This window comes from Amycolatopsis sp. NPDC089917 (assembly GCF_040684635.1).
Classification (GTDB): Bacteria; Actinomycetota; Actinomycetes; order Mycobacteriales; family Pseudonocardiaceae; genus Amycolatopsis.
Map to the genome: position 1 here is coordinate 157016 of NZ_JBFBGL010000002.1, position 22505 is coordinate 179520.

Below are 22505 nucleotides of genomic sequence, written 5' to 3' on the forward strand. Positions count from 1 at the left end.
GTGATGAACCGAAGGCGGCGGTGGGGTCTGCTGGTGTTGTCCATGGTCGCCCTGCTCGGCAGCGCGATCCCCGCGGTCGCCGCTCCCGCGCGGGTCACCGCCGACAACGGGGCGAAGGTCGTCGAGGAGACCTGGCTGGACGCGCGCACGGTCGACCTCAAGATCAGCTCGCCCGCGCTCGGCACCACCGGCATGGTCCGCCTGCTGGTCCCGACCGGCTGGGCCGCGCAACCCACGCGGACCTGGCCCACGCTGTACCTGCTGCACGGCTGCTGCGAACCGGTCGACTACCGCTCGTGGGACCAGTTCACCGACGTGAAGGCGTTCACCGCGGACAAGGACGCGCTCGTCGTCATGCCGACCGGCGGACCGGCCGGGATGTACACGAAGTGGTGGAACTTCGGCCTCAAGAGCACACCGGACTGGGACACCTTCCACACCCTGGAAGTGCGGCAGATCGTCGAACGCGGCTACCGGGCGGGCACGCGCCGGGCGGTCGCCGGACTGTCGATCGGCGGGTACGGCGCGCTCGCGTACTCGTACAAGCACAAGGGGATGTTCGCCGCGGCGGCGTCCTACAGCGGTGTGCCGCATACGCTCTACCAGGGGATTCCGCTGTTCATCCAAGGGATCCTGGCCCGAGCGGGGATCTTCAACTACCTCGAACTCTGGGGCGACAGCTGGGGGATGCGGCCGCTGTGGTCGGCGAACAATCCCTACGACCACGCCGACGACCTGCGCGGCACCGCGCTCTACATCTCGTGCGGGAACGGCAAGACCGGGCCGCTCGACCCGCCGGGTCAGTCCGACATCCTCGAACCCCAAGCGCTGGGCGCCTCGATGAGCTTCACGGATCTGTTGAAGAGCAAGGGGATTCCGGTGACCGTCGACTACTACGGCGACGGGACGCACAGCTGGCCGTACTGGCAGCGGGCCCTGCGCAACTCGTGGCCGGTGCTGGCCGGCGGCCTCGGCCTCTGACCCAAGTCCGTGAAGGACTCCTTGAGGGACCCAGAGTCCCTCAAGGAGTCCTTCACGGAACACCGCATTCAGAGGACGAAATGCGTCAGGGAGCGAGGAGTTCGGCGAAGCGTTCCGGGCTGACGTTCCCGCCGCTGACGATCACGCCGACCCGGCCGGAGACGGGGACCTGCCCGCTGAGCAGCGCCGCGAGACCGGTCGCGCCGCTGGGCTCCATGACGAGCTTCAGCCGCTCGAACGCGAACCGCATCGCGTCCCGGACCTGGTCGTCGCTGACCAGCGCGACGTCGTCGACGAGCCGCTGGTTGATCGAGAACGTCAGCTCGCCGGGGATCGAGGCGGCCTGGCCGTCGGCGATGGTCCGCGGGACCGGGATCGACACCCGTTCGCCCGCCTCCAGCGAACGCTTGGTGTCGTCACCCTCGGCGGGTTCGACCCCGACGATCCGGATATCGGGCCGCAGCGCCTTCGCGGCGGTCGAGCTGCCCGCGATCAGGCCACCGCCACCGACCGGGACGACCAGGGTGTCCAGGGACTCGGTGTCCTCCAGAAGTTCCAGCGCCGCGGTGCCCTGCCCGGCGATCACGTGCGGGTGTTCGTACGGCGGGATGAGCGCGAGACCGCGGTCGGCCGCCAGTGCCTCGCCGATCGCGACGCGGTCGCCGGTGTACCGGTCGTAGGTGACGATCTCGGCGCCGTAACCCGCGGTGGCGTCCTTTTTGGACCGCGGGGTGTCCTCCGGGATCAGGATGACCGCGCTGCTCCCGAGTTCCCGCGCGGCGAGCGCGACGGCCTGCGCGTGGTTGCCCGAGGAGTACGCGGCGATGCCCTTGGCGAGCTGTTCCGGCGAGAGCCGGGAAGCGGCGTTGTACGCGCCGCGGAACTTGAAGGCCCCGACGCGCTGGAGGTTCTCGCATTTGATGAAGACCTCGGCGCCGACGAGCTCGTCGAGGGTCCGGGAACGCACGACCGGGGTCCGGTGCGCGACACCGGCCAGGCGGGCGGCGGCGTCGCGGATGTCGTCGATGGTCACGGGGGCGGTCATGATGCTCCTTGGTCACGGATTTCGGCGAGATAGTTGTAAGCGGAGGCCCGGGAGATGCCGATCCGGGCCGCGACCTGGGGCACGGCCCGGCGTACGGCGAAGACGCCGCGCGCGTGCAGGCTGCGGAACAGGTCGAGTCGTTCTTCGCGACTGAGTGCGGTCCACGGCTTGTTGAGCCGGAGCTGGTGGTCGTCGACGATCGCGTCCACGACGGCGTCCACGTCGTCGCCGAAGGTCGTGGTCGGGGTCTCGGTGACGGTGCCGACGTCGGCGAGTTCGCCGACGAGGGTCTTGAGCTGGCCCAGCGCGGTGACGTCGAGGTTCACGCACAGCGCGCCGAACACCGAGCCGCCGCTGTCGCGCAGCAGCATGGTCGAGGACTTCACCAGCTTCCCGGACGCCGTCCGGGTGACGTAGTTCAGCTGGTCCTCGGCGTCGTCGCCGCGGGCGAGCAGGCCCATGCCGATCTCGCTCATCGACCCGCCCACGCGGCGGTCGGTGACCGAGCCGGCGATCGCCACGACGGACTGCTCCGGGCGTCGGAAGTCGTGCACCACGACCTCGCAGAACGAGCCGAGCGTCGCCGCGATGCCGTCGGCGACCGGGGCGAGCGCGTCGAGGATCGCGTCCTGCTCAGACATCGCGTACCCGGGCGAGGGCCTCGACTTCGACGACCCCTCCGTAGGGCAGCGACGCGACTCCGACGCAGGTGCGAGCGGGGCGGGGCTCGGCGAAGAACTCCTCGTAGACGCGGTTGAGACCGTCGCGGTCGGCGATGTCGGTCAGGTAGACGACGACCTTCACGACGTCGGCCCGGCTCGCGCCTGCCGAAAGCAGCGCGGCGTCGAGGTTGGCGAAGGCCCGCGGGCCTTCGGCGTCGAACCCGCCGGGGACGAGTTCACCGGTCTCGGTCACGCCGAGCCGTCCGGACACGGAAACCAGGTCGCCGCTGCGGAAGGCCGGAGGATACGGATGCTCGTTGGTCACAACGACTGACTGTATAAGTGCTGGACGGAAAGTCCAACCGCTGGGGAAGTGACGTACCGCTCACGCGAGACAAAGGTGATTGATATACCGTATACAGAAAGGAAGGGGGTCCGATGACCAGTTCGACGGGTGCCGTGCAGTACGAGGACGGCCGGATCGTCGCGCCGCCGAGCATGGCCGAGCTGGCCACCCAGGCGCTGCGCGCGATGATACTTTCCGGTGAACTCCCGCCCGGCACGCGCTTGGTCGAGGCCAAGCTCACCGAACGGCTCGGGGTGTCCCGCCCGCCGCTGCGCGAAGCGTTGCAGGTGCTGGCTTTCGAAGGTCTCGTCGTGCCCCATCCGCGACGCGGTGTCATCGTCCGCCCCCTGACCCGCCACGACGTCTACGAAATCATCACCTTGCGCGAAGAGCTCGAAGCCTTCGCCGTCCGGATCGGGATCCCGGTCCGCTCACCGGAGCGGCTGCAGGCCTGCCGGAACGCCTTGGCCGCCTTCGAGCAGGCGGGCCTCGAAGGCGACGAAGGCGTCTTCACCCAGCGCAAGTACGACTTCCACCAGTCGATCGTCGCGCTGGCCGGGCACGAGCGCGTCACCGAGGCCTATCGCGCGCTGTCCTTGCAGATGCAGCTGTGCATGGCGCTCAACCGCAGTGCCCGCCGCGACGGCGAATCGTTGATGCAGAACGTCGAACGGCACCGCGAGCTGCTCGCGATCATCGAGGGCGGGGATCCTGACGCGGTCCTGAAGGCATTGGCCGATCACGGCCACGGCAGCTTCCTGGACGCGGTGGTGGATCAGCTCGACGGTGGCACTCCCGAATCCGAGCGCTGGCTGGCCGAACGCCGCTCCCGCCAGCTCTGAGTCCACATCGGACGGCCACCGTGGACCGTCCGATGTGGATCTCGCTCAGCCTCAGCCGGGCAGGATGAACAGCAGCCAGGTCGTGACGGGCGCGATCACGCACATGCTGAACCCCCAGATCGTCAGGCCCCGGAACACCTTGTCGTTCTGCCCGTCGGGCGCGTTCGCCACGACCAGGGCGCCGCTGGTGGAGAACGGCGACGAGTCGACCACGGACGACGAGATCGCCAGCGCGATGATCATGCTGACCGCGCCGACCTCGCCCGCCAGCAGGAACGGCACGGCCAGGGGGATGAGCGCGCCGAGGATCCCGGTCGTCGATGCGAACGCCGAGACCACCGCGCCGATCGCGCAGATCAGGATCGCGGCCAGCAGGGGCGAGCCGATCCGTGTCACCAGGTTGCCCAGCCAATCGATCGTGCCGACGCGCTCCATCAGCGAGACGAAGGTGACGATCCCGCAGATCAACAGCACCGTCGGCCACGCGACCTCGCCGACTGCGGCCTTCGCCGACCCCGGAGAGACCAGCGACAACACCGTCGCCACGGTCAGCGCGGTGAAGCCGACGTCGAGTTTGAACACCAGTGCGCCGATCGCGAGCGCCGCCAGCCCGAGCAGGGTGAACACATGGTCGCGGGTGAGCGGCCTGCGTTCCTCGGGCTCGTCGGTTCCGCCACCGGACGGCGTGGATTCGCCGGGATCATCGGTGATCGTCGTGCCCGCGCTGTTCACCAGCGCGGGCTGAGTCGTCGCGACGACCACCCGGGTCTTGGCGGCCGAGGACCGGCGGATCAGTTCGCGGCCGCCGAAGAGGAAGAAGACGACCAGGCTCAGCACCAGGTTGAAGGCGAAGGAAGACGCGAAAAGCAGTCCCGGATTGCTCGGGAGGTTGTCGCGCGCGACGACGCCGTTGACGATGCTGCCGAAGATGCTGATGGGGGAGAAGCCGCCCGCGCTGGCGCCGTTGATGATCAGCAGGCCCATCAGCATCGGGTTGATCGCGGAGCGGCGGGCGAACCCCATGCCGATCGGGGCGATGATCGCCACCGCCGCCGGCACCACGGCGCCGACCGCGGTCAGCGCCGCGGTGACCACGAACATCACCCAGGGGATCAGGGCGATCCGCCCGCCGACGGCGCGCACCACCAGGTGCACGAGCCGGTCGACGGTGCCGTTGCCTTTGGCTATCGCGAACAGCAGCGTCACCCCGACCAGGATGACGAAGAGATCTCCGGGGAAGCCCGAGACGATGTCGTCGGTGCTCTCCCCGACGAACGCCGTCCCGATCACGAAGGCGGCGACGAACGCCAGCGCTCCCATGTGGACGGGAAGCACGGTCGCGATCAGGAACACCAGGGCGAGCGCCACGACTGTGACGAGTTGTATGGACATGGGAATCCTCTGCGGTCGGCGCTGACACATTCAGGGAATCGGCACATTCAGGGAATCGGTCGAAGTTTGTTCCGGGCACCCTCTCGACGGAGTTCGGTACACGGTATACCTTTCAAGCAGCGGGACCAAGGTTTCGCTTTGTGGAACATCTCGAAGCCGAGCGTGGAGGCGCACATGACATACGCGGCCGGACGTCACTTCCTGCAGATCCCGGGCCCGACGAACGTCCCGGACGTGGTGCTCCGGGCGATGTCGGCGGCCACCATCGACCACCGCGGACCCGAGTTCCAGGAGCTGGCGAGCGGGCTGCTGCGGGACATCAAGCCCGTCTTCGGCACCACGAACCCGGTGGTCGTCTACCCCGCGACCGGGACCGGCGCGTGGGAGGCGGCCCTGGCCAACACCCTCAGCGCCGGCGACACCGTGCTGGCCTTCGAGACCGGTCACTTCGCCACGCTGTGGCAGGAGATGGCGCACGGCCTCGGGCTGCACGTCGACTTCGTGCCGGGGGACTGGCGGCACGGCGCCGACCCCGAGGTGGTCGCCGAAAGGCTCGCCGCGGACACCGCGCACCGGATCAAGGCCGTCTGCGTGGTCCACAACGAGACCTCGACGGGCGTCACCAGCCGCGTGCCGGAGATCCGCGCCGCGATCGACTCCGCCGGACATCCCGCGCTGCTGCTGGTCGACACCATCTCGTCGCTGGGTTCGCTCGACTACCGGCACGACGAATGGGGTGTCGACGTCACCGTCGCGGGCTCGCAGAAAGGCCTCATGCTCCCGCCGGGCATGAGTTTCAACGCGATCAGCGACAAGGCCCTCGACGCCGCGAAGACCGCGTCCCTGCCGAAGGTCTTCTGGGACTGGGGCCCGATGCTCGCCGCGAACGAACGCGGATTCTTCCCCTACACCCCCAACACGAACCTGATGTACGGGCTGCGGGAAGCCTTGCGCCTGCTGTACGACGAGGGACTCGAGAACGTCTTCGCGCGCCACGCCCGGCACGCCGCCGCCACGCGAGCCGCCGTGCGCGGCTGGGGACTGGAGGTCCTCTGCCAGGACGAGCGTGAGCATTCTGGTGCGCTGACAGCGGTCCTGATGCCCGAAGGCGTCGACGCCGACAAGGTCCGCGCGATCATCCTCGACCGGTTCGACATGTCCCTGGGCGCCGGACTGGGCAAACTCGCCGGGAAGATCTTCCGGATCGGGCACCTCGGCGCGTTCAACGACCTCACGCTCGCCGGGACCTTGGCGGGAGTCCAAATGGGACTCACGCTCGCCGGGGCTCCCGCCGATCCGCGTGGCCTGCAGGACGCCCTCGAACTGCTGCAGAACGCCTGAGGGCCCGCCGATGACGACCGAAGCGACCCGCGCCACCAGTCCGCTCGAAGACGCGCTGTACGCGCGGATCAAAGGGGAGATCGCCTTCGACGACTACACGCGGCACCTCTTCTCCCGCGACGCGAGCATGTACTCGATCATGCCGCGCGGTGTCGTGTTCCCTCTCGATCACGAGGACGTCGCCGCGGCCGTCGCGACCGCGGCGGAGTTCGGCGTGCCCGTCGTCCCGCGAGGGGCGGGCACCAGCCTGGCCGGGCAGACCGTCGGCCCGGGCCTGGTGCTCGACCTGTCCCGGCACATGAACCGGATCATCGACCTCGACCCCGTCGCGCGTACCGCCGTCGTCGAACCCGGCGTCGTCCAGGACCAGCTGAACAAGGCGGCGGCCGCGCACGGGCTGATGTTCGGGCCCGACACCTCCACCAGCAACCGCGCCACCATCGGCGGCATGGCGGGCAACAACTCGGCGGGTTCCGGGTCGCTCACCTTCGGGATGACGATCGACCACATCCGCGCGCTGGACGTCGTCCTCGCCGATGGGTCCACCGCGCGGTTCGAGCCGGTGAGCGAAGCCGAACGGATGCGCCGGGCCGAGGCGGACACCCTCGAAGGCCGCATCTACCGCGAACTCCCCGCCCTCGTCACCGAGCACGAGGACGCCATCGCCAAGGGGATGCCGCTGTTCTGGCGCCGGGCCTGCGGTTATCGGCTCGACCGCCTCGCCGGGTACGGCGACGGCAATCCCTTCGACCTGGCCAAATTCGTCGTCGGGGCGGAAGGCACGCTCGTGCTCGCCACCCGGATCGAAGTCGACCTGGTGCCCAAGCCGAAGAAGACCGTCTACGCGGTCGGGCATTTCGAGACGACGCACGGCGCGATCTCGGCCACGCTCGACGCGCTCAGCTGCGGGCCGCACCAAGTCGAGATGATGGACAAGACCATCCTCGACCTGTCACGGCGGAAGATCGAGTACGCCGACCTCGGCAACCACCTCGTCGGGGATCCGGCGGCGCTGCTGTTCGTCTCCTTCTCCGGAGACGACGAGGCCGAGCTGGCGGTCAAACTCGACGAGGTCGCCGCGCTGTGGGAGCGCGACGGGCACGGCTATCACACGCTCAAGCTGGTCACGGCCGCCGAACAGGCGGCGCTGCTCAAGGTGCGCAAGTCCAGTCTCGGGCTGCTGATGGCCGCCGGTGAAGGCACCAAGCGGCCGCTGGCGTTCATCGAGGACACCGCCGTCGCTCCCGAGCATCTCGCCGAGTACACCGCACGATTCAAGGAGATCCTCGACGAGCACCGGCTCGAAGCCGGGTTCTACGGTCATTGTTCGGTCGGCTGCCTGCACATCCGGCCGTTCGTCGACCTCACCGATCCCGCGCAGGTCGACACGATGCGCGTGGTCGCGGAGAAGATCAAGGACCTCGTGGCCGAATTCGGCGGCGTGAACTCGTCCGAACACGGGGACGGCCTGGCCCGCTCGGAGTTCAACCGCGAGATCTTCGGCGACGAACTCTACGAAGCCATGCGCCGGGTCAAGAAGCTGTTCGACCCCGCGGGCACGATGAACCCCGGCAAGATCGTCGACGCGCCTTCGATGACCGAGAACCTGCGCGACCGCGACGCCCTGCCGCCCGCGCCGCCGCTGCGGACGATGCTGTCGTTCGAGGTCGTCGGCGGGGGCGGGATGCGCGACGCCGCCGACCGCTGCATGAACATCGGGTTGTGCCGCAAGACCACCGGCGGCGTGATGTGCCCGTCGTACCAGGTCACGTTGCAGGAAGAGCATTCCACGCGCGGCCGCGCCAACGCGCTCGTCAAGGCGCTCTCCGAGCCGGATCCGAAGGCCGCGCTCGGCGGGGAACGGCTCACCGAGATCCTCGATCTGTGCCTGATGTGCAAGGCCTGCAAGAGCGAATGCCCGATGAGCGTCGACATGGCCTCGCTCAAGGCCGAAACCCTGCACCAGCACCACGAGGAACACGGCACGCCGCTGCGGTCGCGGATCTTCGGCTCGATCCGGTTCCTCAACCGGCTCGGTTCGGCCACCGCGCCGCTGTCCAACGTGCCCGGCCGGATCGGGCCGCTCCGCAAGGTCATGGAACGCGTCGTCGGCATCAAGGCCGAACGGCCGTTGCCGAAGTTCGCGCGGGACAACCTCGTGCGCTGGAACCGCCGCCGGGAGAGCCCGCCGTCGACGGCCGGCACGGTGAACTGGCTGGCGGACTCCTTCACCACGTTCACCGAACCGCAGATCGGCAAGGCTGCCATCGAACTGCTCGAACGCGCGGGCTGGGCGGTGGAACTCGCGTCCGGTGGCTGTTGCGGGCGGTCGAGCCTGTCCAAGGGGCTGCTCGACGACGCGAAGAAGAAGGCGACCGGGCTGGTCACGTCTCTGGCCCGCGACACCGAGCCGGGATCGCCGATCGTCGGCTGCGAGCCGTCGTGCGTGTTCACCTTGCGGGACGAGACGCTGGCGCTGCTGCCGGAACTGCCCGAGGCGCGGCAGATCAAGGAGCGTGTCCGTCAGGTCGAAGAGCTGCTGGTCGAGGCCATCGACGACGGCAGGCTCGCCTTGCCGGAGCGATCGTGGCTCAGCGGGCGGCGGGTGGTCTTCCACGGTCACTGCCATCAGAAGGCGGAGGTCGGCACCGCCGCCACGATGGCGCTCCTGCGCCGCATACCGGGGCTGGAGGTCGCCGAGATCGACTCCGGCTGCTGCGGGATGGCGGGTTCGTTCGGCTTCGAGGCGGAACACTACGAAACCTCGATGGCCGTCGGCCGCGACCGGCTTTTTCCCGCGCTGGAACAGGAACCGGCCGAAACGCTGGTCGCCGCCACCGGGGTTTCCTGCCGTCAGCAGATCTTCCACGGCGCGGGCAGGACCGCGTGGCACCCGCTCGAACTCGTCCGCGAAGCGCTCGGTGGTTCGACATGCGCCTGATCCGCTTCGACGTCGAGGGAACGGCCCGGACGGGCTGCGTGGACGGTGATCTCGTGCGCGACTACGACCCGGTCAGCGGCCCCGGCGAGGTCGTCGGCCCGCTGTCCGGCGTCCGGCTGCTCGCGCCGTGCGATCCCCGCACGATCGTCTGCGTGGGCAGCAATTATCCGTGTCAGCTGCAGGAAAAGGGCCGTCCGTGGCCGGAGCGGCCCGCCCTGTTCCTCAAGGCGCCCAACGCCGTCACCGGCCCCGGGCAGCCGATCCTGCGTCCGCCCGAGGTCGAACGCCTGGAGTACGAGGGAGAACTGGCCGTCGTCATCGGCCGGACCGCGCGGAACCTGACCGCCGAGGACGCGTCGGCGTACATCCTCGGCTACACCTGCGCCAACGACGTCACCGCGCACGACTGGCGGGCCGACGGCCAATGGGCGCGGGCGAAGAGCGCCGACACGTTCCTGCCGCTCGGCCCCTGGATCACCACCGGCATCGAGAATGGAGACCTCGCGGTGACCACGCGGATCAACGACCGGACCGTCCAGCGGTCCACCACCGGGGAGATGATCTTCGGCGTGCCCGCGATCCTCGCGTGGGTGACCCGGTGGTTCACCCTGCGCCCCGGCGACGTCGTGCTCACCGGCAGCCCGGCCGGGGTCGGGCCGATGGCGCCGGGGGACGAGGTGACGGTGTCGATCGAGGGCGTCGGTGAGCTGACCAACCCGGTCCGGTCCCGTGAGTCGTAAGGCCGCTCGGCTCGCGTGATCAGACAGCGAACTCGCGTGATTGAAGGCGGAACTCACGTGATTGAACGGCGAACTCGGGTGTTCGCCGTCTGATCACGTGAGTTCGCCGAACGCGTGCCTGGTCCCTGGCGGACTCGCGGCTTCAGACCACCTCGAAGTTCGCCATCATCGCCATGTCCTCGTGTTCGGCGTTGTGGCAATGGAAGACGTAGCGCCCGCGGTAACCGTCGAACCGGGCGATGACCTCGACCGACTCGCCCGGGGCCAGGTCCACGGTGTCCTTGATACCGCCGTCGAACGGCCCCGGCGCGTGCCCGCCGCGGGAAAGGATCCGGAACCCCACCAGGTGCAGATGCACGGGGTGGTGGATGTCGGCGACGAACCGCCAGATCTCCGTGTCCCCGAGGCGCGGGCTCGCCGACATCAGATCCGGCGAGAACGGTTCCCCGCCGATCACCCAGCCCGCGCGACCGTGGACGGTGCCCGCGCGGAACGAGAAATCACGCGTGATCGTGGCCTGTTCGCGAGTGAGCGGCGGGATCTCGGAGAGCTTCGCCGGAACCCGGCCGTCGTCCGGCGCGCGGCGGGCGACGACGAACCGCATGACCTGGGCGGTCGAGCCGGTGCCGAGCCGGTTCACCAGGGTGACTTCGGTGCCGACCGGATACCGGCCGAAGTCGACGACGACGTCGTACCGTTCCGCCGGCGCGATGGGCAGATGGTCGTGTTCGCGTGGCGTTTCGAGGAGGCCCTGGTCGGCGCCGATCTGGACGAAACCGCCCCCTCCGGGCGGCGGCGGGTCCAGCGCCAGGTCGTAGCGTCGGGCGTTGGAGCCGTTGAGGACGCGTAGCCGATACCGCACGGCCGCGACCTCGTGGACCGGCCACGGCGCGCCGTTGACCAGGATGACGTCACCGAAAACGCCTTCCACGTAAGCACTTTCCACGCCCGGCGTGGTCCGCAGCGTCCGGTCGAGGGAGGGATACGCGAAGGCGCCGTGCTCGTCGAAGGCGCGGTCGGCGATCATCAGCGGCAGTTCGCGCTCCCCGGACGGGAGGCCCAGGGCGTCCTCCTCGTCGTCGCGGACCAGATGGAAACCGGCGAGGCCCCGGTACACGGCCGGACCGGTGAAGTCCATGCGGTGGTCGTGGTACCAGAGGGTCGCGGCCCGTTGCCGCAGCGGGAAGACGTAGTCGCGCTCGCCTTCGGCGATCCGGGCACGCGAGTCGGCCATGCCGTGGCCGGCGTGCCCGGCGTCCCAGCCGGATTTCGGCAGGACCAGATCGGTCGGGTAGCCGTCGGAGTCGGCGGGCGTGTGCCCGCCGTGCAGGTGGACCACGGTCGGGACGGGGAGTTCGTTGCGGTGGTGCACGACCGTCGTGCGGTCCCGCCGCGATTCGATCGTCGGACCCGGGAAGATCCCGTCGTAACCCCAGATCGGCGTCCGGACACCGGGCAGGATCTCGGCCGTCGCCACCCGCTGGGTGATCGCGTGGTGATCGGCGTCGGCCGTCCTTTGTGGACGCAGGACCGGCGGGATCGGCAGCGGGACCTGGAACGGTCGCGGCAACGGGAGCCCGCTCCGCAGCAACTCGCCGGTCCCCGGCGAACCCAGCGCGATCAGCCGGGGCGCGGCGATCCCCGCGGCGACGAGGACACCGGCCCCGCCGGCGAGGCCGAAGAACGTCCTGCGGGGCATCCGGCGGTTCATCGGCCCGCCCGCCAGGTCTGCGGCCGCCAGACGGCGATGGTCGTCAGCACCATTCCGGTGACCAGGGCGACGCCGAGCGGGATGTGCAGATCGAGCGCGCCCGCCAGCCCGGCGAAGTACTGCGCGGTCTCGCCCGCCGCGAGCAGCAGGCTGACCCAGAACAGCCAGCGAGGTCCGCGCACCAGCCAGAGGGCCAGCGCCGCGAAGATCTGCGCGTACGCCACGAAGGACACGGCGTCGGCGCCCCAGCGATGCAGCGCGAGCATGTCGTAGGCGCCGCCGAGATAGCCGCCGGCGAACACCGGCTGGCCGATGATCGCGACGGTGTGGGCGCTCACGAGCACCCGGTTCACCACCAGCGTCCCGTTCGCCTTCCGGCTCGGGCCGGTCAGGGTTTCACTCACGCGGTCGAACGTAAGAGCCGACGCCTTATGCTGTCCAAGACAAGATCGGTTATCTGTTCATAACAAGCGAGGTATCAGCGGTGGATCTTCTGGCCCTCCGGTACTTCCAGACGGTCGCCCGGCTCGAACACGTCGGCCGCGCCGCCGAGAAGCTGCGGGTCGCGCAGCCCTCACTCAGCCGGACCTTGGCCAGGCTGGAAAGCGACCTCGGCGTCCCCCTGTTCGACCGGCACGGCCGCCGGATCCGGCTCAACAGGTTCGGCGCCGCGTTCCTCCGCCGCGTCGACCGGGCGCTGGCCGAACTCGACGACGCCCGTCAGGAACTCGACGACGCCGCCGGGCTGGAACGCGGCGCCGTCACCGTCGCGGCCGAAAGCCTGCTCGTCCTCACCGAACCGCTGCGCACCTTCGTCCCCGGCCATCCGCTGGTGGACGTGCGACTGTCCCAGGCGTCGGCCGAGGGCATGGCCGAGAAACTGCGGTCCGGCGACGTCGATCTGTGCGTCACGTCGCAACCTTTGTCCGGCGACGACATCCGAAGCCGCGTGCTGCTCGACGAACGGGTGATGCTCTGCGTTCCGGCCGGTCATCGGCTCGCCGGACGCGGCCGCGTCGCATTGGCGGACCTCGCGGGGGAGCCGTTCCTCACCACGAGGACCGGCTACTGGCAGCGCGCCCTCGTCGAGCGCCTCTTCGCGAAAGCCGGTCTGGACCTGCACATCGTCTGCGAGGGCGACGAAGCCGCGGTGCTGTTCCAGCTCATCGACGCCGGTCTCGGCATCGCGTTCGTGCCTTCTCTGGGACTGAGGGCCGACACGAGCACGACCGTGGTCTGGCTCGAGGTCGACGACCCGGAATGCCGGCGCGTGCTCAGCGTCGCGTGGCGCGAGGACACCTATCTTTCCGTTGCCGCTCAACGCTTTCGTGACCACGCGGTCGAGCACTTCCAGGCGCGGCGCGGAGCCGGGTCCCGGTCGGAGTGACCGGGACCCGGCTCCGGGGGAGGGACCGCTACTGGTTGAGCGAGACGCCGTAGGCGCTCATGGCCTCGCCGATCGGCTGGAAGTACGAGGTGCCACTGCCCTTGCCCGAGGTGATGCCCAGGCCGGCGCTGCCGGAGAACAGGCAGCCGCCCGAGTCGCCGGGGTTGACCAGCGCGCTGGTCTGGATCAGCTGGTAGACCGAGCCCTCGGAGTAGTTCACCGTGACGTTCAGCCGCTGCACCGAACCGGAGGTGAGGTGGGTGGTGCTGCCGCTCTTGCTGATCCGCTGCCCGACGGTGGCGGATCCGGCGGAGGAGATCCTCTGGGTGGAGCCGTTCCACAGGGTGACCGCGCCGGGGCCGCTGCCGCTGGTGTTGCGGATCAGGCCGTAGTCGTTGGTCGGGAAGCTGGCGCCCTGCGACGGTCCCACGTTCCACTGCGACACCGCGCGGGTGCAGTGACCGGCGTCGAGGATGTAGTTCTGGCCGCCCTTGTTGGTGTTGAACCCGACCGAGCAGCGCGTGCCGCCGCCGGTGATGGCCTCACCGTTGTAGATCGCGGTGTGCATCTCGCCGGTGGTCCGCTCCACCCGGACCCGGTCGCCGAGCCGTTCGGCGGCCTTCACGAGGGCTTCCGAGCCCTTGGCCGCGTCGGACACGGTCAGCACGACCTGGTTGGTCTTCGGGTCGAGACCGATCGACGTGTGCGTGACCGTCGGAAGCGCCTGCAGGGAGTCCTGCGCGCTCGCCAGCGCCGCGCTGGAGTACTTGACGACGCGGGCCTGCGCCCCGCTCGCGGTGACCTGGTCCGCCGCTGCCTGGTCGAGCACGTTCACCACCGGCTTGGCGGCGTCGTCGAGGTAGCCGTCCGCGGCACGGTCGCCGAGCGACGCGGTGACCTTCTGCAGCGTCGCGACGCTGGAGGTCTGCGTCCGGAGGAACTCGACGGCGGCGGCCTGGCTGATCCCGGCGTCCGACGCGAGGGACGTCACCGCCTCCTGCTGCACGGTGGGGGAGTAGCCCTCGATCGCCATGGCGGTGGCCGTCGACGGAGCGAGGAAGCCGATGACCGCGGCCGCGGCCACCAGGGTGGTGGCGGTACGGGCTAAGGGGTTGGGGCGCATACCGGTGACTCACTTTCGCGAGGGAGGATCCAGCGCGAAGGATGGCCGCACTGGACACAGCGGGGTCGCCGGGTACGGCCAAGGTGACCCGGCACCGGTGATCCGGTGCCGATCATGGTGTTCCGCCGCGGCCGACGGCGGATACCGACTTTCGTTGGACAGGAAGAAAGATAGGTATCCCGCCGTTCGGCCTACCGACGTATTCGCGCACAGCAAACGGAGTTCGCCCCGGCCACGTTCACACGCCTGGCCTAGCGCCTTGAGTGGCGAAGATGGTTTGAACCATTTCCCCCACTCAGGAGGTCCACCTACCGTCGTCGGCGAACGCGAGGCGTGCGAAGCGTTCTCCGATGAGCCGATGCGTGGCCGCGTCCGGGTGGAGGTCGTCGGGCAGCGGCAGCTCGGCATGGTCCGCTTCGCCGTACAGGTCGAGGCCGTCGAGGTAACTCAGGTTCGGGTCGGTCGTGCTCCGCTCCTTGGCGATACGGGCGAGTTCTTCGCGGATCGTGCTGAGCGTGAGCTTCCCCGCCTTGGCGTCCGCGGGATCGCCGGTCGCGACGAACCGCACCTTGCCTTCGCGCATGGCGTCCGGGTCGAACGCGCAGGGACCCGGGGTGTGCTCGTGGATCGGGCAAAGGATCGGCGAGACGACCAGCAACGGTGTGGTGGGATGCCCTTCCCTGATGGTGTCGAGGAAACCGTGCACGGCCGGGCCGAACACACGCATCCGCATCCCGTCCGAGTTGACCAGGTTGATGCCGATCTTGACGCTGATCAGGTCCGCGGCCGTGTCCCGCATCGCGCGGGCGGTGAACGGGTCGAGCAGCGCGCTGCCGCCGAAACCCATGTTGACCAGATCCACCCCGGCGAGGGCGGCGGCCTTCGCGGGCCAGATCCCGGTCGGGGTCGCCGCGTTGGAACCGTGACTGATGGAACTGCCGTGGTGGAGCCAGGTGAGGCGGCCGTTCGACTGTGCACTGTGGACGGTCGCGTCGGTGCGCAACACGACCAGCTGGGTGGCTTCGTCGTGCGGAAGCCAGATCTCGACGTCCTTGTCCTCGTCCGGCAGACCGGTGAAGCGCAAGGTGCGCACGGGACCCGGCTGGGATTCGGCGGTGCCGGCTGACATGTCGATGGTGAGCGTGTCGCCTTCGGTCACGCTCGCCTGTCCCGCGAGCCTGCCGTCGACGAGCACTTCGTAGACGCCGTCGGGCCTGGGCGGCACGCCGGCGTAGACCCGCTTGGTGGCGATGACGTCGAGCTCGACGACCGTGGCCGTGGAGCGGAAGGCCAGCCGCACGCCGGACGGCTGCGCTTCCGTCATGGCCAGCTGGCCGTCGGGGATCTGCTGCCTGGCACTTGCGGGCAGCCGGTGGGGGCGCACGCCGCGTTCGGTGTACTCGAGGTCCAGCGCGCCGCGGACGAGGGCGGCGGTGATCGGGGTCGTGAGCATTTCCTCTGTCATTTCGTTCGGGGCCAAGCGCGCAGCAGGACGTCGAGCGCGTCGAGGATCTCGGTCCAGCTCTCCTGCGAGCCGGGAGTGCTGTGGCTGAAGCCGCCTGCGGACTCCAGGCCGACGAAGCCGCTGAAGACACTTCCCAGCAGCCGGACCGCGTGCGTCTGATGCGGTTCGGCCAGTTCGTAGCCGCGCAGGATCGCGCGGGTCATTTCGGCGTGCCGGACACCCGCGCTGGTGACGGCCTGCTCCGGGGTGAGCCGGAATCTCGCGGCGGTGAATCTGCCGGGGTGGTCGAGCGCGTAGTCACGGTGGACGTTCGCCAACGCGACCAGCGCGTCCTTGCCCGCCAGGCCCGCCACCGCGGTGGCGGCGAGATCGGCGAGCTCCGCCAAGGCCAGCAGGGCGATCCCGGTCTTCAGCTCGTGGGCGTTCTTCACATGCGAATACAGGCTCGCCGTCTTGACGCCGCACCGTTTCGCGAGCTCCGTCGGGGTCACCTGTTCGAAGCCGATCTCGTCGGCCATCTCCGCGCCCGCCCGGATCACGCGCTCCGTGGTCAGTCCCGCTCGTGCCATGATCGCCAGATTACCATAGTCCATTCTGGACTTGCCTAATTCTGTTAGGTACGAAACCTGGGTTCGGTAGCGCGGAGCACACCGGAAGCTGGCCTTGAGCACTCCCGGAAGTCTGGAGAAACGTCCATGTCGGCTGTACCAGGACCGGTCGCCCTCGCCCGCGGGTTCCTGACCGGCGTCATCATCGGGACGACCCTGTGCGCCTTCGTGGTGGGGATCGTCATCGAGTACGCCCCGCTGATCGTCACCGGAGTGGGACTCCCGTTCGCCTACTGGATCCTGTCCTATCTCGCCGGCGCGCCGCGACGGGCTCGCGAGGCGGCGATCGCCCCGGTGACCGCGCTCGCGAAGATCGAAAGCCTCCGGGCGGGCGGCACCGAGACGGGGGACATCCCGGTCGACTTCGACCTCACCGTCGCGCCCGACGGCGCGGCGACGCATCGCGTGGAGATCACCCACGGCGTCAACCTGGTCGACATCCCGGACTACCGGCCGGGCGGGATCCTCGTCGTCCAGTACCCGCCGGATCGGCCGTGGAAGGCGCGGATCGCGGAGCGGCTGTCACCGGAATGGGAGCGCCGCGTGGCCGGAGCCGTGATCGAGTCCGCTCCGGAGTCCAGCCTGGTCCGGGAGCCACCGGAGGGCTGCGCGTTCGGGGCGCTCGCGTTCCTCGGACTGCTGCTCGGCGCGGCGCTCGTGCTGGTCCTGTTCCGGGCGGAACTGTTCGCGCCGGAAGCGCCTTCTCGGGCCGAAGAGACCCAGTCGAGCGTGACCACCTCCTCGTCGGGGTCCGCGACCGTCACCGTCAGCGGTTCCCTGCTCGGGGAGGGGGAGCTGCGCCGGGCGATCGACTCGCTGGCGGCGGCCGCGGACGTTTCCCGGGTGATCACCGTGGTCGTCGAGGAGCGGCGGCTGACCGTGGTCTTCGCGCCGACCGAGGCCCAGGTGCCGTGGTTCGACCTCCGGACGCTGGCTGTCGGCCGTGTTCCCGCCCTGGTCGCAAGGGCGCTGGGCACGATCGAGGTCGGGACGCCGCGGACGTGGCAGGTCACGTTCGTGCCTTTCGGGAACGCCGTGAGCGGCCGCGTCATCGTGACCGGCCCCGACGGCAGCGGCTCGCTCGCGGACGGCGGCTGAGATGTCCGGCGTCTGGCTCGCCGCTGAACACTCGTCCGACGGCTGGACTTCCGCCCGCCCCACCCGGTAGACCAGAATCCCGTGACCTCCGCCAAGCGCCGCCTCGCCGGTGTCCTCGCCGTCCTGGTACTCACGATGGCCAGCCTCACCGCCCCGGCCGCCGCCGCCACGAACCTGAACGTGCTGAGCTTCAACATCTGGACGCGCGGCTCGCACGGCGGGATCGGTTCGGTGGTGGACCGGATCCGCGCCTCGGGCGCGAACGTGGTGGCGCTTTCGGAGACCGGCGGCGGTGCCACCGAGGCCATCGCCGACGCGCTGGGCTGGCAGCACACCGAGCCCGGCTGGGACATCGACGTGATCAGCGCGCTGCCGATCCAGGACACCGACTGGAAGTCCTGGAACGACACGGGCGCGCGGGCCATCACGGCGAAGATCGCCGGCGTCTGGGTCTACGCGATCCACCTGGACTACACGAAATACGGCCCGTACAACGCGTGCTTCGACAAGGACAGCGTCGCCACGATCCTCGCCGACGAGACGAACCGCCGTCGTCAGGCCGAACAGATCGCCGAGTGGACGGGCGGCAGCCCCGGCATCGTCGCGGGCGACCTGAACAGCCCGTCCCATCAGGACTGGACCGCGGCCGCCCAAGCGCGGCACTGCGGTTACGAGGTCGCCTGGCCGACCACGAAGGCGTTCACCGTCCGCGGTTTCACCGACTCGTACCGGAAGCTGCGGCCCGACCCCGTCGCGGACCCGGGCGACACCTGGTCCCCGGTGGTGAAGGACAACCAGGGCAGGCCGGAACCGCAGGACCGGATCGACTTCGTGTTCTACCGCGGGGCGACGATCACGCCGAAGAGCTCGCGCACGTTCGGCGGCGGGACGGGCTGGCCGTCGGACCACCTCGCCGTGCTGAGCTCGTTCACGGTGTCCTGACCGGGAGTTCTTCAGGCACCGTGCTTCCCGGGCGCGGCGCTGCCGGAGTACTCGCCGAGATCGGAGACCAGCTTGGTCAGCTCGGCGTCGCCGTCGTAGCGCCGCTGGTGGAGTTCGGCGATCTTCGCGCCCATCCCGGGGTCCGGGTCGTCGGTGATGTCGAAGGAGACGAACTTGTCGACCAGCGGCAGCCCGACCCGGTCGGTGTTCCGGTGCGCCGGGTGCATGAGGTACTCCCAGTAGCCGTCGAGATCTTCGATCGCGAAGACCGCGCCCCATTCGTAGTCGCCGCCGAAGTCGCGGCCGACGACGAAGGATTTCACCGACGGGATGACCCGGCCCTGAGTGCGGAGGCTTTCCAAGGCTTCCTCGATCTGCTCCGGAGCGGCGTCGGACCGCAGGGTGAAACGGTTGCCGTGGTAGATCATCGTGCTTCCTTTCGGTTGTTTCCGATTGACCGGGAGCCGATCGCGGCGAGTGCCGCTCCGGCTCCCAGGGCGAGGCCCGTCCAGGTGAAGGCGCCGGCGATGCCGATGCCCTGGACGAGTGGCTGGACGACGAGCGGCGACAGGAACTGTCCGAGGAAGATCCCGGTGACCAGGCCGCTGAGCACCCGGCCGCGTTGCCCGGGCCGGGCGAACTCGGCCAGGCGCAGGTTGAGGTTCGGGACGACGAGACCGACACCGGCGCCGCCGACGAGCAGCCCGGCCACGATCTGCGTGACGGTGCCCGCCGTGCCGATCACGAGCCAGCCCGCGCCCAGGAGCGCGACACTGACCGTGGTGATCGCCGCAGGGCTCAGGCGCTTGCGCACACGGGGGAAGGCCAGCGCGCCGGCGACGCTGGTCAGGGTGCTCCCGGCGACCACGGCGCCGATGACGGCCGGTCCGCTGCCGAAGCCTTCGAGCAGGAACGGCAACTGCGTCGGCGCCATGTAGAAGATCAGCGTCGCGACCAGCGCCAGGACGTACACGCCGACGATGCGCCCCGGCAGCCGGGTCCGCTCGCCCTCCCGCGCCGCCGGTTCGGCGCGTTCCGGTTCGCGCAGGGACGCGACGGCGAAGACGGCCACGATCGCCGAGGCGGAGTAGATCCAGAACGGCGCTTGCCAGCTCACCGCGGCCAGCAGTCCGGCCAGTGGCAGGAAGACGACGCCGCCCAGGCTCGCGAACGCCTGCTGGAGCCCGAGGAACGAGGCGCGGTCCGGACCGGAGAACCAGTCGGTGATCAGTGTGCTGATCGAGGTCATGATCCCGCCGACGGCGATCCCGAGCGCGGCCCGGGTGACCAGCAGCAGGTGGAGGTCGTCCACGAAGAACCCGGCCGTGCCGGCGACCGCGTAGAGCCCGAGACCCGCCAGCAGCAGCGGGCGGCGTCCGACACGGTCGGCGGCGATCCCGGACAGGGGCGCGCTGATCGCGATCGCGAGCGAGGTCACGGTCAGCGCCAGCCGCACGAGCAGACCGGAGCCGGGTGTGCCGGCGAAGACCTCCCGCATCTCGGGCAGGCTGGGCGCGATGATCGCCGCGGCCATGATGGTCAGCGGCGCCGCGGCCAGGACCGTGCCGCGGGCCAGGCGCGTCGGTGTCGCGGTGTCCGCTCGATTCGTCACGTCACCAACCTCTCAGCGGGACCGCGGTGTTCGCGTCGGTGAAAATCGCCTATGTCCGAAGTGGCCGGACGCGCACTGGTAGAAATGTCCGATGCGGGATTTCTTCAAGGGGTTCGGGATGTTCTGGCAAGGCCTGGGCATCCTGCTGCGGTCGCCGAAGCTGCTGCTGATCGGAGCGCTGCCCGCGGTGCTGACCACCCTGCTGTTGCTCGGCGGCGTCGTCGCGTTGGCGTTCTGGATCGACGATCTGTCGCTTGTGCTCACCCCGTTCGCCGACGGGTGGTCGCCGCGGTGGCAGGTGATGATCCGGGTCGCGGTCGGGATCGGCGTGTTCGGCGCGGTACTGGCGATCTGCCTGATCGGCTTCACCGCGCTCACCCTCGCCGTCGGCGGGCCGTTCTACGAGCACATCGCGGAGAAGGTCGAGGACGACCTCGGCGGAGTGCCCGGCGCGGTCGAGCTGTCGTGGTGGCGTCTGCTGGTGATGGGCCTGAAGGACGGGCTGGCGCTGGTGCTGCGTTCGCTGATGTTCACGATCCCGCTCATGATCGCGGGGTTCATCCCGGTGGTGGGGCAGACCGTCGTCCCGGTCCTGCTGGCTCTGGTCACGGCGTGGTTCCTGGCGCTGGAACTGATCGCCGTGCCGTTCTACCGGCGGGGGATGGGCCTGAAGGAGCGGCGTCCGATGCTGCGCCGACGCCGCGCGCTCGCCCTGGGGCTCGGGCTGCCCGCCTCGCTGTTGTGCCTGATTCCTTTCGCCGCGCTGATCGTGATGCCGGTGGCGTTCGTCGGCGGTGTGCTCGTCGCGCGTGAAGTCCTCACGGCGAGCGCGCCGGATCAGCCGCTCCGAGTGGCCTGAGCTTTGCGGAAGGACATCCCGGCGTGTTTCTTCCTCCCGGGGACCTCTGTGGCGGAGACGATCTTCTTCACGAATGATCTGGGACTAACATGGACGAGGTGACGGATTCGGCGATCGGCGTGCTCCCGCAAGGGCTCGAAGACAACCTCGGCTGGCTGCTCGGGCAGGTGTGCCGCGCGCACGGATTCGCCCTGGAGCGAGCGGTTTCCGATATCCCGCATGGCTTGCGCGGCTTCCAGGCGCTGTGCGGCGCGGTGCACGGGAGCGCGCGGAACCAGGCGCAGCTGGGCAGGCAGCTGGACATCGACCGCACCGTGATGGTGTACCTGGTCGACGACCTGGTGACCGCCGGGCTGGTGGAACGCACGGTGGATCCGGACGACAGGCGGAACAAGCTGGTCCAGGGGACCGCGGCCGGACGGGAACTGCTGGAAACGACCAAGGACGCCATCCTCGCTGCGGAGGCCGAGGTGCTGGCCCCGTTGGCCCGGAAGGACCAGGACCGGTTCCGGGAGATGCTGCGGGCCGTCGTCGCGCACAACCTGGTCAGCTGACAAGGGAAGTTCACGCACGCGAGAGGGACTCCTTCCGTGCCGGGATGACGACGAGCGCGGCGAGCAAGGCCAGCACGACGAACGCCGCGCTGCCCGTGTAGGCGAACCTGAAGCCGGACGCCGCCGCTTCCCGTTGTCCCACTGAGGTTTCCGTCAGTGACGCGGTACGGGAGGCGGCGACGGCCGCCAGGACGGCGGTGCCCATCGCGGAGCCGATCTGCAGGGTGGTGTTCACCAGGCCCGACGCGACGCCCGAATCCGACGGCGTCCCGGCCGACATCGCGGTGCCCAGCACGGCGGGTACCGCGGCGCCCATCCCGATCCCGGCGAGCAGGAGCGCGGGGAGCACATCGGTGAAGTAGTCCCCGTCGACCGGGACCCTGGTGAGCAGCGCGAGCCCGGCCGCCGCGACGACGAGTCCACCGGCGAGAACCGGCCGGGTGCCGAAGCGGCCGATCAGCCGGGGCCCGAGCCAGAGCGCGACGACGGCGTTCGTGACCGGTGTCGGCAGGAACGCGAATCCGGTGGTGAGCGCGTCGAGTTCGCGAACCTGCTGCAAATACAGGGCCGTGAGGAACTGGAAGCCCATCATGCCCGCGACCATGAGGACCACGACGAGGTTCCCGCCGCTCACCGGGCGGGACCGGAACAAGCGCAGCGGCAGCAGGGGAATCGGCGCGGTCTTCTGACGGAGGGCGAAACCCGCCAGCAGGAGCACCGCCGGCGCGAGCAAGAACCAGCGCCTGAGGGGCGTACCGGTGTCGACGATGACGTAGACCAGCAGCACCATCAGCGAGGCCAGGCACAGCACCACGAGTGCGAGCCGGCGCGATCGGCCGGGTTGTTCGAGCATCGT

22 protein-coding genes are annotated in these 22505 nt (G+C 69.6%); 10 read left to right on the forward strand and 12 right to left on the reverse strand.

The genetic code is table 11. The annotated features are described in order from the left end of the window. The first annotated feature begins 3 nt into the window (after positions 1-3). Positions 4-981, forward strand: a complete 978-nt coding sequence (locus tag AB0N89_RS02865; RefSeq protein ID WP_364199515.1) for an alpha/beta hydrolase family protein — start codon at positions 4-6, stop codon at positions 979-981. Positions 982-1066: 85 nt separating this feature from the next. On the opposite strand, the gene AB0N89_RS02870 is transcribed toward AB0N89_RS02865, so the two are convergent. From AB0N89_RS02870 to AB0N89_RS02880, 3 genes are read right to left on the reverse strand one after another with little or no spacing between them, the layout of a single operon-like run. Beyond that, the gene (locus AB0N89_RS02870) at positions 1067-2026 is read right to left on the reverse strand and encodes a pyridoxal-phosphate dependent enzyme (RefSeq protein WP_364199517.1); all 960 of its coding nucleotides are present in this window, start codon (positions 2024-2026) and stop codon (positions 1067-1069) included. Then, entirely contained in the window at positions 2023-2667 is a 645-nt protein-coding gene (locus AB0N89_RS02875) for a PAS domain-containing protein (RefSeq protein WP_364199519.1), read from the reverse strand. Before AB0N89_RS02875 ends, AB0N89_RS02870 begins: the two co-directional genes overlap by 4 nt. Continuing rightward, positions 2660-3013, reverse strand: coding sequence for a Rid family hydrolase (locus tag AB0N89_RS02880; protein WP_364199521.1), 354 nt, complete (start codon positions 3011-3013; stop codon positions 2660-2662). Before AB0N89_RS02880 ends, AB0N89_RS02875 begins: the two co-directional genes overlap by 8 nt. Before the next feature lie 113 nt (positions 3014-3126). On the opposite strand from AB0N89_RS02880, the gene AB0N89_RS02885 reads away from it, so the two are divergent. Beyond that, positions 3127-3876 carry a GntR family transcriptional regulator gene (locus AB0N89_RS02885; RefSeq protein WP_364199523.1) on the forward strand — a complete coding sequence of 250 codons (750 nt, stop codon included), beginning with the start codon at positions 3127-3129 and terminating at the stop codon, positions 3874-3876. Between the two features lie 51 nt (positions 3877-3927). Here the strand turns inward: AB0N89_RS02885 and AB0N89_RS02890 are convergent, their stop codons facing one another. After that, the gene (locus AB0N89_RS02890; RefSeq protein WP_364199525.1) at positions 3928-5268 is read right to left on the reverse strand and encodes an SLC13 family permease; all 1341 of its coding nucleotides are present in this window, start codon (positions 5266-5268) and stop codon (positions 3928-3930) included. 174 nt (positions 5269-5442) lie between these two features. Here AB0N89_RS02890 and AB0N89_RS02895 point away from each other — a divergent pair, with 174 nt between their 5' ends. From AB0N89_RS02895 to AB0N89_RS02905, 3 genes are read left to right on the forward strand one after another with little or no spacing between them, the layout of a single operon-like run. Continuing rightward, positions 5443-6609 (forward strand): aminotransferase class V-fold PLP-dependent enzyme, encoded by a 1167-nt coding sequence (locus AB0N89_RS02895; protein ID WP_364199527.1) that lies wholly within the window; start codon positions 5443-5445, stop codon positions 6607-6609. A gap of 10 nt (positions 6610-6619) precedes the next feature. Then, positions 6620-9550, forward strand: a complete 2931-nt coding sequence (locus tag AB0N89_RS02900) for an FAD-linked oxidase C-terminal domain-containing protein (protein ID WP_364199529.1) — start codon at positions 6620-6622, stop codon at positions 9548-9550. Further along, complete coding sequence (locus tag AB0N89_RS02905; protein WP_364199531.1) at positions 9541-10290, forward strand: fumarylacetoacetate hydrolase family protein; 750 nt, start codon at positions 9541-9543, stop codon at positions 10288-10290. Before AB0N89_RS02900 ends, AB0N89_RS02905 begins: the two co-directional genes overlap by 10 nt. Positions 10291-10432: 142 nt before the next feature. On the opposite strand, the gene AB0N89_RS02910 is transcribed toward AB0N89_RS02905, so the two are convergent. Together AB0N89_RS02910 and AB0N89_RS02915 are read right to left on the reverse strand one after the other, a co-directional pair. Beyond that, positions 10433-12001, reverse strand: coding sequence for a multicopper oxidase family protein (locus tag AB0N89_RS02910; RefSeq protein ID WP_364199533.1), 1569 nt, complete (start codon positions 11999-12001; stop codon positions 10433-10435). Beyond that, a complete protein-coding gene (locus AB0N89_RS02915) occupies positions 11998-12405 on the reverse strand; it encodes a hypothetical protein (protein ID WP_364199534.1) in 408 nt (135 codons plus the stop codon). The genes AB0N89_RS02910 and AB0N89_RS02915 overlap by 4 nt, the downstream gene beginning before the upstream one ends. A gap of 80 nt (positions 12406-12485) precedes the next feature. Here AB0N89_RS02915 and AB0N89_RS02920 point away from each other — a divergent pair, with 80 nt between their 5' ends. Continuing rightward, positions 12486-13388 carry a LysR family transcriptional regulator gene (locus tag AB0N89_RS02920; protein ID WP_364199536.1) on the forward strand — a complete coding sequence of 301 codons (903 nt, stop codon included), beginning with the start codon at positions 12486-12488 and terminating at the stop codon, positions 13386-13388. A gap of 28 nt (positions 13389-13416) precedes the next feature. Here AB0N89_RS02920 and AB0N89_RS02925 read toward each other — a convergent pair whose 3' ends face one another. The 3 genes from AB0N89_RS02925 to AB0N89_RS02935 form a co-directional block, all read right to left on the reverse strand. Beyond that, complete coding sequence (locus tag AB0N89_RS02925) at positions 13417-14511, reverse strand: S1 family peptidase (RefSeq protein WP_364199538.1); 1095 nt, start codon at positions 14509-14511, stop codon at positions 13417-13419. Between the two features lie 295 nt (positions 14512-14806). Further along, entirely contained in the window at positions 14807-15964 is a 1158-nt protein-coding gene (locus tag AB0N89_RS02930) for a GDSL-type esterase/lipase family protein (protein WP_364199540.1), read from the reverse strand. 8 nt (positions 15965-15972) lie between these two features. Continuing rightward, positions 15973-16545: a WHG domain-containing protein gene (locus tag AB0N89_RS02935; RefSeq protein ID WP_364199542.1), complete on the reverse strand. Its 573-nt coding sequence runs from the start codon at positions 16543-16545 to the stop codon at positions 15973-15975. A 126-nt stretch (positions 16546-16671) separates the two neighbouring features. On the opposite strand from AB0N89_RS02935, the gene AB0N89_RS02940 reads away from it, so the two are divergent. Together AB0N89_RS02940 and AB0N89_RS02945 are read left to right on the forward strand one after the other, a co-directional pair. Further along, the gene (locus AB0N89_RS02940) at positions 16672-17682 is read left to right on the forward strand and encodes a hypothetical protein (protein ID WP_364199544.1); all 1011 of its coding nucleotides are present in this window, start codon (positions 16672-16674) and stop codon (positions 17680-17682) included. Between the two features lie 81 nt (positions 17683-17763). Further along, positions 17764-18624 carry an endonuclease/exonuclease/phosphatase family protein gene (locus AB0N89_RS02945; protein ID WP_364199546.1) on the forward strand — a complete coding sequence of 287 codons (861 nt, stop codon included), beginning with the start codon at positions 17764-17766 and terminating at the stop codon, positions 18622-18624. Between the two features lie 11 nt (positions 18625-18635). On the opposite strand, the gene AB0N89_RS02950 is transcribed toward AB0N89_RS02945, so the two are convergent. Next, positions 18636-19052: a Dabb family protein gene (locus AB0N89_RS02950; protein WP_364199548.1), complete on the reverse strand. Its 417-nt coding sequence runs from the start codon at positions 19050-19052 to the stop codon at positions 18636-18638. Next, the gene (locus tag AB0N89_RS02955) at positions 19049-20236 is read right to left on the reverse strand and encodes an MFS transporter (RefSeq protein WP_364199550.1); all 1188 of its coding nucleotides are present in this window, start codon (positions 20234-20236) and stop codon (positions 19049-19051) included. Before AB0N89_RS02955 ends, AB0N89_RS02950 begins: the two co-directional genes overlap by 4 nt. Before the next feature lie 91 nt (positions 20237-20327). On the opposite strand from AB0N89_RS02955, the gene AB0N89_RS02960 reads away from it, so the two are divergent. Both AB0N89_RS02960 and AB0N89_RS02965 read left to right on the forward strand, forming a co-directional pair. Beyond that, positions 20328-21095: an EI24 domain-containing protein gene (locus tag AB0N89_RS02960; RefSeq protein ID WP_364199552.1), complete on the forward strand. Its 768-nt coding sequence runs from the start codon at positions 20328-20330 to the stop codon at positions 21093-21095. Positions 21096-21184: 89 nt separating this feature from the next. Beyond that, the gene (locus AB0N89_RS02965; RefSeq protein WP_364199554.1) at positions 21185-21649 is read left to right on the forward strand and encodes a MarR family transcriptional regulator; all 465 of its coding nucleotides are present in this window, start codon (positions 21185-21187) and stop codon (positions 21647-21649) included. A 10-nt stretch (positions 21650-21659) separates the two neighbouring features. Here AB0N89_RS02965 and AB0N89_RS02970 read toward each other — a convergent pair whose 3' ends face one another. Continuing rightward, positions 21660-22502, reverse strand: coding sequence for an MFS transporter (locus tag AB0N89_RS02970; protein WP_364199556.1), 843 nt, complete (start codon positions 22500-22502; stop codon positions 21660-21662). Between the last annotated feature and the right edge of the window lie 3 nt (positions 22503-22505).

Bases quoted from the DNA above. Each gene is read 5' to 3' on its own strand.
- AB0N89_RS02865 (WP_364199515.1), top strand. From the start codon at position 4: ATGAACCGAAGGCGGCGGTGGGGTCTGCTGGTGTTGTCCATGGTCGCC.
- AB0N89_RS02870 (WP_364199517.1), bottom strand. From the start codon at position 2,026: ATGACCGCCCCCGTGACCATCGACGACATCCGCGACGCCGCCGCCCGC.
- AB0N89_RS02875 (WP_364199519.1), bottom strand. From the start codon at position 2,667: ATGTCTGAGCAGGACGCGATCCTCGACGCGCTCGCCCCGGTCGCCGAC.
- AB0N89_RS02885 (WP_364199523.1), top strand. From the start codon at position 3,127: ATGACCAGTTCGACGGGTGCCGTGCAGTACGAGGACGGCCGGATCGTC.
- AB0N89_RS02890 (WP_364199525.1), bottom strand. From the start codon at position 5,268: ATGTCCATACAACTCGTCACAGTCGTGGCGCTCGCCCTGGTGTTCCTG.
- AB0N89_RS02895 (WP_364199527.1), top strand. From the start codon at position 5,443: ATGACATACGCGGCCGGACGTCACTTCCTGCAGATCCCGGGCCCGACG.
- AB0N89_RS02900 (WP_364199529.1), top strand. From the start codon at position 6,620: ATGACGACCGAAGCGACCCGCGCCACCAGTCCGCTCGAAGACGCGCTG.
- AB0N89_RS02905 (WP_364199531.1), top strand. From the start codon at position 9,541: ATGCGCCTGATCCGCTTCGACGTCGAGGGAACGGCCCGGACGGGCTGC.
- AB0N89_RS02910 (WP_364199533.1), bottom strand. From the start codon at position 12,001: ATGAACCGCCGGATGCCCCGCAGGACGTTCTTCGGCCTCGCCGGCGGG.
- AB0N89_RS02925 (WP_364199538.1), bottom strand. From the start codon at position 14,511: ATGCGCCCCAACCCCTTAGCCCGTACCGCCACCACCCTGGTGGCCGCG.
- AB0N89_RS02930 (WP_364199540.1), bottom strand. From the start codon at position 15,964: ATGCTCACGACCCCGATCACCGCCGCCCTCGTCCGCGGCGCGCTGGAC.
- AB0N89_RS02935 (WP_364199542.1), bottom strand. From the start codon at position 16,545: ATGGCACGAGCGGGACTGACCACGGAGCGCGTGATCCGGGCGGGCGCG.
- AB0N89_RS02940 (WP_364199544.1), top strand. From the start codon at position 16,672: ATGTCGGCTGTACCAGGACCGGTCGCCCTCGCCCGCGGGTTCCTGACC.
- AB0N89_RS02950 (WP_364199548.1), bottom strand. From the start codon at position 19,052: ATGATCTACCACGGCAACCGTTTCACCCTGCGGTCCGACGCCGCTCCG.
- AB0N89_RS02960 (WP_364199552.1), top strand. From the start codon at position 20,328: ATGCGGGATTTCTTCAAGGGGTTCGGGATGTTCTGGCAAGGCCTGGGC.
- AB0N89_RS02965 (WP_364199554.1), top strand. From the start codon at position 21,185: ATGGACGAGGTGACGGATTCGGCGATCGGCGTGCTCCCGCAAGGGCTC.
- AB0N89_RS02970 (WP_364199556.1), bottom strand. From the start codon at position 22,502: ATGCTCGAACAACCCGGCCGATCGCGCCGGCTCGCACTCGTGGTGCTG.